Origin of the sequence: Paraburkholderia flava, from assembly GCF_004359985.1 — a bacterium.
Lineage (GTDB): Bacteria > Pseudomonadota > Gammaproteobacteria > Burkholderiales > Burkholderiaceae > Paraburkholderia > Paraburkholderia flava.
This window is the reverse complement of sequence record NZ_SMRO01000001.1, coordinates 747,909-760,815: the sequence shown is the minus strand read 5'-3', so window position 1 is coordinate 760,815 and position 12,907 is coordinate 747,909. Positions and strand designations below refer to the sequence as shown.

At 65.8% G+C, this 12,907-nt stretch carries 10 protein-coding genes; 6 read left to right on the top strand and 4 right to left on the bottom strand.

Going from position 1 to position 12,907, the window contains the following annotated elements:
- Positions 1 to 726: 726 nt before the first annotated feature.
- Positions 727 to 5,640 carry a response regulator gene (locus E1748_RS03320; RefSeq protein WP_133645722.1) on the top strand — a complete coding sequence of 1,638 codons (4,914 nt, stop codon included), beginning with the start codon at positions 727 to 729 and terminating at the stop codon, positions 5,638 to 5,640.
- Positions 5,641 to 5,661: 21 nt separating this feature from the next.
- On the opposite strand, the gene E1748_RS03315 is transcribed toward E1748_RS03320, so the two are convergent.
- Positions 5,662 to 6,585 carry a LysR family transcriptional regulator gene (locus E1748_RS03315; RefSeq protein ID WP_133645721.1) on the bottom strand — a complete coding sequence of 308 codons (924 nt, stop codon included), beginning with the start codon at positions 6,583 to 6,585 and terminating at the stop codon, positions 5,662 to 5,664.
- A gap of 132 nt (positions 6,586 to 6,717) precedes the next feature.
- On the opposite strand from E1748_RS03315, the gene E1748_RS03310 reads away from it, so the two are divergent.
- The 5 genes from E1748_RS03310 (at position 6,718) to E1748_RS03290 (ending at position 10,799) form a co-directional block, all read left to right on the top strand.
- Entirely contained in the window at positions 6,718 to 7,527 is an 810-nt protein-coding gene (locus E1748_RS03310; RefSeq protein ID WP_133645720.1) for a carboxymuconolactone decarboxylase family protein, read from the top strand.
- Between the two features lie 90 nt (positions 7,528 to 7,617).
- Positions 7,618 to 8,190: a TetR/AcrR family transcriptional regulator gene (locus E1748_RS03305; RefSeq protein ID WP_133645719.1), complete on the top strand. Its 573-nt coding sequence runs from the start codon at positions 7,618 to 7,620 to the stop codon at positions 8,188 to 8,190.
- Between the two features lie 102 nt (positions 8,191 to 8,292).
- Entirely contained in the window at positions 8,293 to 9,159 is an 867-nt protein-coding gene (locus E1748_RS03300; protein WP_133645718.1) for an oxidoreductase, read from the top strand.
- 9 nt (positions 9,160 to 9,168) lie between these two features.
- Positions 9,169 to 10,134, top strand: coding sequence for an SDR family oxidoreductase (locus E1748_RS03295; RefSeq protein WP_133645717.1), 966 nt, complete (start codon positions 9,169 to 9,171; stop codon positions 10,132 to 10,134).
- Positions 10,131 to 10,799, top strand: coding sequence for an NAD-dependent epimerase/dehydratase family protein (locus E1748_RS03290; protein ID WP_133645716.1), 669 nt, complete (start codon positions 10,131 to 10,133; stop codon positions 10,797 to 10,799). The genes E1748_RS03295 and E1748_RS03290 overlap by 4 nt, the downstream gene beginning before the upstream one ends.
- A gap of 9 nt (positions 10,800 to 10,808) precedes the next feature.
- On the opposite strand, the gene E1748_RS03285 is transcribed toward E1748_RS03290, so the two are convergent.
- The 3 genes from E1748_RS03285 to E1748_RS03275 all read right to left on the bottom strand — a co-directional run bounded on the left by E1748_RS03285 (position 10,809) and on the right by E1748_RS03275 (position 12,889).
- Entirely contained in the window at positions 10,809 to 11,675 is an 867-nt protein-coding gene (locus E1748_RS03285; RefSeq protein WP_133645715.1) for a 4'-phosphopantetheinyl transferase family protein, read from the bottom strand.
- Positions 11,676 to 11,685: 10 nt separating this feature from the next.
- Positions 11,686 to 12,165 (bottom strand): hypothetical protein, encoded by a 480-nt coding sequence (locus E1748_RS03280; protein WP_133645714.1) that lies wholly within the window; start codon positions 12,163 to 12,165, stop codon positions 11,686 to 11,688.
- An 88-nt stretch (positions 12,166 to 12,253) separates the two neighbouring features.
- Positions 12,254 to 12,889 carry a nitroreductase family protein gene (locus E1748_RS03275; protein WP_133645713.1) on the bottom strand — a complete coding sequence of 212 codons (636 nt, stop codon included), beginning with the start codon at positions 12,887 to 12,889 and terminating at the stop codon, positions 12,254 to 12,256.
- Positions 12,890 to 12,907 lie beyond the last annotated feature (18 nt).

The following is a 12,907-nucleotide window of genomic DNA, read 5'->3' as shown; positions in this document are numbered from 1 at the left end:
GCGAGCATGCGGGTCGGTCGACTGCGTGCGGGATCAGGTAAAAGCGGTAGAGCGCGAGTCGAATTTACATGCCGGGTAGACGATCGCCGTCCGCCTCGCGATCCGACGACGCAATGCATACCGCTACGCACGCGCGATCCGGCTTCGCGTGACCGAAGATTGCCGGAGCGGGTAATCGCGGACCGCATCTGGTCCGGGTATTGCATAGCTCGTCGACCGAATCGCGGCGGCGCATCGTGCCGGCTGTCGATCGGGAGGAGAGCCGTCGTCATGCCGTCACGTGTGTCGTTCTCTGCTGCTGCGTCGACAGCCGGCGCTTTGCCACTGCGACGGGTGCAGGCAGTCGCGCTTTCGGACGGCGTGCGCACGCCGGAGCCGGACGATCCACCGTCCGGCCCGGAGCCGCCACCGCCGCCCGCTATCGACCCGGACCCTGATCTAGGCGACCCGACCGGCCAACCACCGCCAGCCGGCGATCCACCGTCGCGTGAACCGCCGCAGCGCGCATCATCCAGCCAGTGAAAACTCAGACACAGACAAAGCAACGAGGCGACCGGACAACGTGTCCGGAGCGCTGTCGTCGTGAGAAAATCGGCTCGCGTTGCCGGCCTGCACCGGTGCATCGCAGCACCCATGCAACCGCCGGGTGGGCCGACGCGAAACCGCACCGTGACGCATCGCGCGGTGCCCGGGCAGCGCGATAACCGCATCAAGGAGACATCGTTGATGAAGCCGGACGATTCGACCGTGCGCACCGCGCCCGATAGCGTCAGCCCGACCCGCATCACCAGCCCGACCTTTCTCGCCGGCGGCGGCGAAATGGGCGAGCTGATCCGCGCTTACGACTGGAGCACGACACCGCTCGGTCGGCCCGAGCACTGGCCGCAGAGCCTGAAGACGGCGATCCGCATCATGCTCACGTCGCGGCAGCCGATCTGGATCGGCTGGGGCGACGACCTGCTGTTCTTCTACAACGATCCGTACAAGTCGATCATCGGCGGCCGGCATCCGGTCGCGCTCGGCCAGCCGACCGAAGTCGTGTGGCGCGAAATCTGGAGCGAGATCGCGCCGCGTCTCGACACCGCGCTGTCGGGCAGCGAAGGCACGTTCGACGAACAGAAGCTCCTGATCATGGAGCGCAACGGCTATCCGGAAGAGACGTACTTCACGTTCTCGTACAGCCCGATTCCCGACGACAGCGGTGGCACCGGCGGCATCATCTGCGCGAACAGCGACGACACGGCACGCGTGGTCGGCGAGCGGCAACTGCTGCTGTTGCGCGAACTGGCCGCGTCGACCGCGAACCGGCGCACCGAACGCGAGGCGTTCGAGATGAGCATGCGCGCGCTGCGCGCGAATCCGCATGACCTGCCGTTCGCGCTGCTGTACGTTGCCGAGCCGGGCAGCGATACCGTGTCGCTCGCGGGCACCTGCGGCATCGAGCCGAACCATCCGGCCGCCCCGCGCACGATGCACGCGGATCGCGACGCGCCATGGCCGTTCGCCGACGTGCTGCGGCACGACGACATGACGATGGTCGGCGACCTCGCGCATCGTTTCGGGCCGCGTCTGCCGACCGGCGCATGGACGCTCGCGCCGCGACAGGCCGCGATACTGCCGTTGCAGCCGTCCGGCGAGACGGGCCGCGCGGGTGTGCTGATCGTCGGACTGAATCCATGCCGTCTGTTCGACGACGACTATCGCGCGTTCCTGCATCTCGTCGCCGGGCAGATCGGCGCGGCGATCGGCTATGCGCATGCGTACGAGGAAGAGCGGCAGCGCGCGGAAGCGCTTGCCGAAATCGACCGTGCGAAGACGACGTTCTTCTCGAATATCAGTCATGAATTCCGCACGCCGCTCACGCTGATGCTCGGTCCGCTCGAAGAGCTGCTCGCGAAACCGGACGATCGTACCGACAGTCGTCAGCTGCTCGAAATCACGCATCGCAACGGGCTGCGTCTGCTGAAGCTCGTCAACGCACTGCTCGATTTTTCGCGGATCGAAGCGGGCCGCGTGCAGGTCGATCTCGCACCGACCGACGTCGCCGTGGCTACCGCGGAACTCGCGTCGCTGTTTCGCTCGGCGATCGAGGGTGCGGGATTGACGTTCGTGGTCGAGTGCGCGCCGCTGCCCCGGTTCACCCGGATCGATCGCGACATGTGGGAGAAGATCGTTCTGAACCTGCTGTCGAATGCGTTCAAGTTCACGCTGTCCGGCACGATCACAGTGAGCGTGCGAATGGCCGGCGACGAGCGCGTCGAGGTCTGCGTGTCGGATACGGGCATCGGCATTCCGGCGGATGAACTGCCGCGTCTGTTCGAACGCTTTCATCGCGTCGCGGGCGCGGCGGGGCGCTCGATCGAAGGCAGCGGCATCGGTCTCGCGCTTGTGCAGGAACTCGTGACGTTGCTAGGCGGCACGATTCGCGTCGACAGCGAGCCGGGCCGGGGCTCCTGCTTCACGATCGGACTGCCGGCCGACGTGCCGCACCTGCCCGCCGAAAAAGCTGCTCCTACGATTGCGCGCGACATGCGGCGCCACGCGCAGGCTTACGTCGATTCCGCCGTGCGTGCCGGTTCGACCGGCGGCAACGCGGCGCAGGACGATGTCGCAGGCGCGCTGTCCGTCGCGGACGGCACGGCCGCGAAACCGGCACCCGACGGCACGGTGCCGCGCGTGCTGGTCGTCGACGACAACGCCGATCTGCGCGACTACATGCAGCGCATTCTGCGCGCGGCGGGTTACGACGTCAGCGTGGCGATCGACGGTGCGGCCGCGCTCGACGCGATGCACGCCGGGCATTTCGATCTGCTCGTGTCGGACGTGATGATGCCGCGCCTCGACGGCTTCGGACTGCTGCGTGCATTGCGCGCCGATCCGTTGCTGAACGAGACGCCGGTGCTGCTGCTGTCGGCGCGCGCGGGCGAGGAAGCAACGGTCGGCGGGATCGAATCGGGTGCCGACGACTACATGGTCAAGCCGTTCTCCGCGCGCGAACTGCTCGCTCGCGTGTCGGGCAATCTGCAGCTCGCGCAGTTGCGTCAGCAGAACGAGCGGCGTTTGCGCGAAGAGTCGCGCACGCTCGAGATTCTCAATCGCGTCGGTATCGCGGTCGCTGCGGAACTCGATCTCGACCGCGCGGTGCAGGTCGTCACCGATGCCGCGACCGAGCTGACCGGCGCCGCATTCGGCTCGTTCTTCTACAACGTGCAGGACGCGGACGGCGGCAGCTACATGCTGTACACGCTGTCGGGTGTGCCGAAAGATACTTTCTCGCGCTTCCCGATGCCGCGCAACACGGCGGTGTTCAATGCGACGTTCAGCGGCGAAGGGATCGTGCGTGTCGACGACATTCGCGAGGATCCGCGCTACGGTCATACCCCGCCGCATCACGGGATGCCGGAAGGGCATCTCGCGGTGTGCAGCTATCTGGCCGCGCCGGTCGTGTCGCGTACCGGCGAGGTGATCGGCGGGCTGTTCTTCGGTCATCCGGAGCGTGGCGTGTTTACCGCGCGCGCGGAGCGCATTCTTGCCGGCATCGCCGCGCAGGCCGCGATCGCGATCGACAACGCGCGGCTTTATCATGCCGCGCAGGCCGAGATCGTCGAGCGGACGAAAGCGCAGCACGCGCTGCGCGAACTGAACGAGACGCTCGAGGCGCGCGTTACCGAAGCGGTGGCGGACCGCGACCGTCTGTGGGAAATCAGCGAAGACCTGCTGGTGGTCGCCGATTTCGACGGATTGTTCCAGCGGCTGAGTCCATCGTGGGGGCGTCTGCTCGGACACGACCCGAAATGGCTGCTCACGCAGCCCTATAGCGCGATGATCCATCCGGACGATCTGCCGACCGTCGCCGCCCGTCTCGGCGAACTGCGCGCGACGCGTGCGCCGTTGCGCTATGAAAACCGCGTGCGGCGTCGCGACGGATCGTGGTGCTGGATCGCGTGGACGCTGTCGGTCGACCCGGTATCGGATCATATTCACGGCGTCGGTCGCGACGTTACGTCGGACAAGGAAGCGGCCGAAGCGCTGCGGCACGCCGAGGAAGCGCTGCGGATGGCGCAGAAGATGGAAGCGATCGGCAAGCTGACCGGCGGCGTTGCGCACGATTTCAATAACCTGCTGCAGGTGATCGGCGGCAATCTGCAACTGCTCGCGCGTGAGGTCGAGGGCGCGGGCAAACCGGAGCAGCGCGTGCGCAACGCGCTCGCCGGAGTCGCACGCGGCGCGAAGCTCGCGTCGCAACTGCTCGCGTTCGGACGACGTCAACCGCTTGCGCCGAAAGTGGTCAACCTCGGCCGCTTCATTCGTGGACTCGACGACATGCTGCGCCGCGCGCTCGGCGACGGCATCGAGATCGAGACGGTCGTGTCGGGTGGCCTGTGGAATACGCTTGTCGATCCGTTCCAGGTCGAAAACGCGCTGCTCAATCTCGCGATCAACGCACGCGACGCGATGAGCGGACACGGCCGTCTCACGATCGAAGCAGGTAACGCATCGATCGACGAAGCGTACGCGAAGCGCAACGCCGAAGTTGCGCCAGGCCAGTACGTGATGGTCGCCGTTACCGACACGGGCTCCGGTATGACGCCCGAGGTGCGCGAGCACGTGTTCGAACCGTTCTTCACGACGAAGCCCGAGGGGCAGGGCACGGGCCTCGGGCTCAGCATGGTGTACGGCTTCGTCAAGCAATCGGGCGGGCACGTGAAGATCTACAGCGAGCCGGGACACGGCACGACGATTCGCCTCTATCTGCCGCGCGAGCGGCAACAGGAAGATCTCGAGATCGACGTCGACGCGGGGCCGATGAAAGGCGGCACCGAGACGATTCTCGTCGCCGAGGACGACGAAGACGTGCGCTTCACGGTGGTCGAAATGCTGTCGGATCTCGGCTATCGCGTGCTGAAGGCGCGCGATGCGCAGAGCGCGCTGGCGATCGTCGAGAGCGGTGTGCCGATCGATCTGCTGCTGACCGATGTCGTGATGCCGGGCCCGCTGCGCAGCACGGAACTCGCGCGTCAGACGCGCGAGCGCTTACCCGACGTTGCGGTGTTGTTCACGTCCGGCTATACGGACAATGCGATCGTTCACTCGGGGCGTCTCGACGAAGGGATCGAACTGCTCAGCAAGCCGTACACGCACGAGACGCTTGCGCGCAAGGTGCGTCACGTGCTGCGCAGTCGCGACGCGCAGACACCGTCGCTGATGCAGACGGGGCCGTCGGGTATCCAGCGGTTCGGCGTCCCCGCACGCGATCCGGTGGTGGCGGAGGCGATCGCGCGGCTACGCATCCTGTTCGTCGAGGATGACGAACTGGTGCGCGCAAGCACGGTGGAGTTGCTGCGCACGTACGGCCTGACGGTCGTCGACGCGGCGAACGAACGCGACGCACAACTGGTGCTGGCCGAACAGCCGGTGGACGTGCTGATGACCGACGTCGGTCTCGCGGGCGCATCCGGTGTCGATCTCGCGATCGATGCATGCGCGCGGCGGCCCGGTCTGCATGTGATTTTCGTGAGCGGTTACGACCTCGTGCTGACGCCGGAGCAAAGGCAGGTGCTGACGCGCGCGGTGCAGTTGCGCAAGCCGTATGCGCCGCTCGATCTCGTCAATGCGCTGGCTGTTGCTGTTGCGTCATGAGACTGGTGCGCTTGCGCTGCGTTATTTCCCGCTACCGTAATGTCGTCGCAGCGTATCGCGTAGCAACGCCACCGATGCACTGTCCGACCCCGGCACTGTCGCGAGCGCCACTTCGATCGACAGTGCATTGGCCCCACGCGCGACATCCGCTTCACGCAGTTCCCGATAGATCACGCCGCTACGCGCAATCGACTTCAACGATGCAGGAATCAGCGCGACACCTTCGCCGGCCGCGATCAAACCAAGCAGCACGTGATGGTCGGCAGGCTCGGGCAAGCGTTGCGGATCGAAACCGAGCGCGCGAAAGCGCTTCAGGTAGTGATCGAAATACGCGGGATTGACGCGGCGCTGCGGCCAGAACAACACGTCGTCGGCGAGTTCGAGCAGCGAGATGCGGCGCCGGCCGCGCAACGTGTGCGACGCAGGTAGCGCGGCGACGAGCGGATCGGCGAACAACCGCTCGACCTGCAAGTTGCCGGTTTCGCTCGGCAGGCCGATCAACGCGGCGTCGAGTGCGCCGCGCCGTAAATCCGCTACCGATTGCTGTGAGATCTGCCGCTTGCGCACCACCTGCAACGCGGGTTCGCGTGCGTGCAGCGCCGGTTCGAGCCAGCCGAATAGCTCGGGGTCCAGCACCGTCGTGATGCCGAGTCGCAGTGCCGGTCGCTGCGCCGCTGCGCGTTCCGCGACGCGGGCGACAAGCGCATCGGCATCGGCGACGAGACGCCGTGCTTCGTCCGCGAGCAGCGATCCCGTCGACGTGAGCCGCACGCCGCTGCGATCGCGATCGAGCAGCTTCGCGCCGACCGCTTCTTCGAGTGCCTGGATCTGTCGCGTCAGCGGCGGCTGCGTGATCGCGAGGCGGTCGGCCGCGCGGCGGAAACTGAGTTCGTCCGCGACCGCGATGAAATAGCGCAACTGCCAGAGTTCGATGCGTGGCTGCATGAGGTGAACGGGTTCGCCGGGTTGATACCCGAAAGGTATCACGCGAAAGGAATTGGCCGTGCTGCGCGCGGATCGATAACTTTCGGGTCGAAGGCAGCACGCATCGTGCGGCCCCTCTCTCTGGAGCACGTCATGCAACACACGCACCACGACATCGACACCCCATCCCGCCACGCGCTTGGCTGCCGTTATCTCGCAGCTGTCGAGGGCACTGATACGCCCGCGATCGTCGATGCACTGAAAGACGTCGCACCGGACCTCGCACGCTTCGCGATCGATTTCGCGTACGGCGATATCTACGCACGTCCTGCGCTTGGTCTGCGCGAGCGGCAGTTCGTGACCGTGGCCGCATTGGCCGCGATGGGCGGCGCGCAGCCGCAACTGCGTTTTCATCTTGGCGGTGCGTTGAACGTCGGCTGCACGCCGCGTGAACTCGTCGAGCTGATGATTCATCTTGTCGTGTACGCGGGATTTCCCGCTGCGCTCAACGGTGTGACGGCGGTACGTGGCGTGTTCGAAGAACGCGGCATCGCGGCCGATCCGCTCGTCGTGCCGCCGGGCAGCACGCGTTATGACGACGGCGTCGCGGGCCTGCGCGCCATCGACGGTGCAGTCGGCGAGCGCGTGATCGAATCGCTCGCCGACATTGCGCCCGATCTCGGCCGCTTCATCGTCGAGTTCGCGTTCGGCGATGTGTACGCACGCTCTGGCCTCGATCTCGTCACGCGCGAACTGATCACCGTCGCTGCGCTTGCCGCGATGGGTTCGGCCGAACCGCAGTTGAAGGTACACATGCACGGCTTTCTGAACGTCGGCGGCACGCAGGCGCAGATGATCGAGATCGTCACGCAGATCGCGGCGTACGCGGGCTTTCCACGCGCGATCAACGCGGCGCTCGCCGCAAAAGAGGTGATCGCGCAACGCGCGGCCGGCACGCATTGAGCGCGGCGCGAGCCGGGGCGGTGGGGTCGGTTGCACGAATCCGTGGACTGCTTTATTATTGAGTGAACACTCATTTATCGGAATCGAGCCGTGGCACGTCCCCGTAGCGAAGACAAACGCAACGCCATTCTGTCGGCGGCGACCACCGTGGTCGCGACGCTCGGCGTCAGCGCGCCGACGGCGAAGATCGCCAAAGGCGCGGGCGTGGCGGAGGGGACGTTGTTCACGTACTTCGAGAACAAGGACGCGCTGCTCAACGAACTGTATCTGGCGATCAAGCTCGAGTTGCGCGATGCGATGACACACGGTTATCCGGCCGCACAATCGATCGAGGAACGCGGTCGTTACGTGTGGGAGCGCTACGTCGAGTGGGGCGTCGCGTTTCCGTTGAAGCGCAAGGCGATGAGTCAGCTGGGTGTGTCCGGGCGCATCACGGAGCAGACTCGCGCAAGCGGCATGGCAGCGTTCGGCGAGATCAATACGGTGATCCATCGGATCTCGTCGGCGGGTCCGTTGAAGGATCAGCCGCCCGCGTTCGTCGGCGCGGTGATGAACGCGATCGCGGAGGTAACGATGGAGTTCGTCGAGCAAGATCCCAAACATGCGAAGCGCTACAAGAGCGCGGGATTCGCTGCTTTCTGGAGCGCGATCGCGGGGACGTGACCGCGTTTTTTATTGGCTTTTTAATGAGTGTGTATTCACTCAATTAAATGAATCTGAATCAAACCCTGCCGATCAAGGTCGGCGTTTTCGAAGGAGTTCGGTATGTCCAAGGTATGGTTGATCACCGGTAGTGCACGCGGCCTCGGCCGTCATATTCTCGATGCAGCGCTGGCCGCGGGACATCGCGTCGTCGCAGCCGCACGCGATCCTGGGCGCCTCGCCGATCTGCAGGCGCAGTTCGGCGAACAACGTCTGCGTACGGTCGCGCTCGACGTCACCGATGCAGCCGCTGCGCGTGCTGCGGTACAGGTTGCGCTCGACGCATTCGGTCGTCTCGACGTGCTGGTCAACAACGCGGGCTACGGCCACGTCGCGCCGCTCGAGCAGAGCAGCGACGAAGATTTTCGCGCGCAGATCGAGACGAATTTCTTCGGCGTCGTGAATCTCACACGCGCCGTGTTGCCCGCGATGCGTGCGCAGCGTTCGGGGCATATCGTCAATATTTCGTCGGTGGGCGGACGCATCGGGATGGCGGGTCTTTCCGCATATCAGTCGGCGAAGTGGGCGGTCGGTGGCTTCACCGAAGTCATCGCGCAGGAAGTCGCGCCGCTCGGTATCAAGGTCGTCGCGCTTGAGCCGGGCGGCATGCGTACCGACTGGGGTACGGTGGCACGCAGCCAGATTCCGGCGTTGCTGCCCGACTACGAGCCGAGCGTCGGCGCGTTGCTGGAACTGTTCAAGTCGCACATCGGCAACGAGGCCGGCGATCCGGCGCGCGTCGCGCAGGTCGTGCTGCGGATCGCCGAGCATGGCAACCCGCCCGCACATCTGCTGCTCGGCAGCGACGCACTGCATTTCTTCAATCAGATCGACTCGGAGCGCGTGCGCGCAGCGGACGCATGGCGCGAGGTCAGCATGTCGACCGACGTGATCGCGTCCGGTCCGATTCCCGAATTTCCCGACCGCTAGGCATTCATCGTGAAGAACTGGACCACCGACGATATTCCGGATCAGCACGGGCGTCTCGTCGTCGTGACGGGCGCGACCGGCGGCATCGGCTACGAGGCAGCGCTCGCGCTGGCCGGCGCGGGTGCCGAGGTCGTGCTCACCGGACGCGATGCCGCGAAGGGCGGCGTCGCGCTGACCCGCATCCGCGCGATTCATCCGGGCGCGAACGTGCGCTACGAGCATCTCGATCTCGCGAATCTCGCGTCGATCCGCGCATTCTCCGAGAGCTTTTCTAATCGGCATGCTTCGCTCGATCTGCTCGTGAACAACGGCGGCGTGATGACGCCGCCCACGCGCCACACCACGCACGACGGTTTCGAGTTGCAGTTCGGCACGAACTATCTGGGTCATTTCGCGTTGACCGCGCGATTGCTGCCGCTGCTGCGCGCGGGGCGCGACACGCGCATCGGTACCCGCGTCGTCAACGTGAGCAGCGGGGCGGATCGTCTGCTGTCCGATATTCATTTCGACGACCTGCAATGGGAGCGCCGCTATCACCCGTGGCGCGCGTATGCGCAGTCGAAGCTCGCGATGTCGCTGTTTGCGTTCGAGCTGCAGCGTCGAAGTGATCTGCATCGCTGGGGGCTCACGTGCGTCGTGTGTCATCCGGGTTACGCGACGACCGGTCTGCAAACGTCGGGGCCGAATCTCGGACGCGTCGCGGGACGTTCGACGATGGAGCGTCTGACGAAAGCGCTCGCACCGTACCTGTCGCAATCCGCTGCGGACGGCGCGCTGCCGACGCTGTTCGCTGCAACGTCGCCGCAAGCGCAGCCCGGGGGCTACTATGGGCCGGTGGGACGATTCGAACTGAAGGGACCGGTGGGTGCGGCGACCATCGGCAGGAAAGTGCGCGACGAGGCGTTGGCATCGCGGCTATGGACGGTCTCCGTGCCGCTCGTGGATGCCCGATGGCCCGCGGAGGCAATGACATGAAAGTGATGATTTTCGGCGCGACCGGGATGGTCGGGCAGGGCGTGTTGCGCGAATGTCTGCGCGATGCGGACGTGACGCAGGCGCTTACGGTCGGGCGCACGGCGACCGGACAACTCGATCCTCGTCTGCACGAACTGGTGCGGCGTGATCTGACTGACTACACGGGTCTCGACGACGAACTGTCCGGCTACGATGCGTGTTTCTATTGTCTTGGCGTGTCGTCGGTGGGGATGCAGGAGGCGGACTATGCGCGCATCACGTACGACCTCACGCTCGCGGCGGCAAGCGTGCTTGCGCGGCTCAATCCGTCGATGACGTTCGTCTACGTGTCGGGTCGTGGTACCGACAGCAGCGAGCAGGGTCGCGTGATGTGGGCGCGCGTGAAGGGACGCACCGAGAACGCGCTGCGCCGGTTGCCGTTCAATGCGGTGTATCTGTTCAGGCCGGGTGTGATCCAGCCGCTGCACGGCGTGCGCTCGAAAACCAGGCTGTATGACGCGGCCTACGTGGTACTCGCGCCGTTGCTGTCGACACTGCGGCGGCTCTTCCCCGCACAGGTGCAGACTACCGAGAGTCTCGGCCAGGCGATGCTCGAAGTCGCGCGGCACGGTGCGCCGCAGGCCGTGCTCGAGCCGGCCGATCTGAATCGTTTGGCTACTGCTTAATGATGTTCTTTAGCCTGCGTCGACACGCCCATCGGGACTCGCCCAGCCGAACGCCTGAATTCGCGTGACCGGTTGCGCGACCGCGACGGCCGTATGAATCGCACCGGGCATCGGCACGTCGAGGATGTGCCAGCGCGTCGGGCCGTTCGTACAGTTTGCCTCGCCGGTTTCGACGAAGCATGCGGCGGTGTCCTGGCGTAGCGCGTACGCATCGGTATCGACGAGCGGTTCGCCGGTGGCCGCGAGCAGGCTCGCGTAACGGACGCGGCTGCGTAGTTCGATCGATTGCGCGAGCGGTGTGCGCGCAAGGGGTGCGGCGGCGAGTGGGCCTTCGATGCTGTCGGCGTCGTCCTGAGCCGGAGCCGGGAGCCGCGTACCGAAGCCTAACGGTGTCGTCGCGAGACCGATCACGATCCACACGCCCGCATACGCGACCTGCATCCTGATGTGCTCGCGATGCGCATCGACGAATACCGGCTGGCCGCGCGTGTCGTCGCTCAACGCGACGTCGGCGGGTGCGCAGTCGAGCATCTCCGCGAGCACGCCGCGCAGCATCGCGCGGCCGACTGCGAAGCGCTTGCCGAGCGCGCGGTTCGGATGATTCTTCACGCGTGCGAGTTCGGCCTTCGACAGCCGCATGTACGCAGTGTCTTTCGAGATCGCCTGCCATTCCGGACGAAAGCGCCACAACAGCAACTCGCCGGCCGATGGCGGCGCGACGCCGTCCGGGCGTTGCCAGGCGAGACGCTGCGGCAGAAACGCGAGATCCGGCACGCGATAGATCGCATGAGGTATCGCGTTGCGCCGACGGCGGCTGGCGCCCGGTGTCATGCCGGTAGCCGCATCGAGAGGGGTTGCGAAGGTCGTGGTGGACACGCGTTGGCCTTCAATGCATGTACGTGACGCGCCGCACGCGCACGCGGATCACGATGCCTGCGTCGAGCAGCGAGATCGCGAACCAGCGGGCGATCTTCAGCATGCCGCTCACCGCAGGCTGCGGCAGCCAGTCGTTGAGCAACTGCATCGCGGCCTGGCTGTGAGTCTTCTGCAGCAGCGCGATGGTTTGCAGTAGCGAGGCTTCGTCTTTCGCGAGATCGCTGGCGCACCGGCAGCGCATGTCGAGCGGACGACACGTAGTGCGCATCAGTGAACGCATCAGCATGTCGAAGTAGGTCAGGCCGTCGGCGGTCATGCCGGCTTCCGACAGCACATCACGCCAGCTGTTGCGCGTACGGACCGCGTCGCACTGCGGACGCAGCCACGTGCGCACGGCGCTGACGACGGTCAGCTCGGCGACGTCGGGATGCTGCGCGAGCGAATCGTCGAGCAGCGAGTTTTGCCTCACGGGCGGGCTATGAAAATGCATGGGACCTCCGATCTGGACCGGATGCCGTCGGCTGATGTCGACGGCGGTGCTACCTGGTGTGCTGGCATCGGCACGCCGGGCAACACTATTAGCGTGTCGCCGGCCCGGTCCATTCGCGCACGTAAGCCGTGCGCTCCGGACGAACCGTGTCGCGTTGCGCGTCAGGCGGCGTGCCGACGAACAGGAAACCGAGCACCCGTTCGTCCGAACCGAAGCCCAGCGATGCATGCATGTGCGCGTGATACGAATCGGCACCGGTCGCCCAGAAGCCGCCGTAACCGAGCGCATGGATTGCGTTGAGCATGTTCATCGCAGCGGCGCCGACCGACAGCAGCTGTTCGACTTCGGGTACCGTCGACGATGCATCGACCGCCGCAGCGATCGCGATAATGACGGGCGCGGCCTGAGCCTTCTGCGCGCGATGCTGATGCGCGCTGCGCGGTTCGTCCGGCGAGCGGGTGTGTGCGATGTCGACCAGCACTTCGCCGAGTGCGGCCCGCGCGGCGCCGCGCACGAAGACGAAGCGCCACGGACGCAGCTTGCCGTGATCCGGCGCGCGCAACGCGGCGTCGAAAATCGACGCGAGTTCGGCGTCGTTCGGGCCCGGCGTGGTCAGCGGCCAGTACGACTGGCGCGACAGCAGCGATTGCAGCACGATCTGTGAGCTGTCGGAGGGGGCGATGGATGCGTCGGCGGTGTCTGCAGCGGTGAGAGGCGAGTTCATGAATAGAAACCTTGAAGG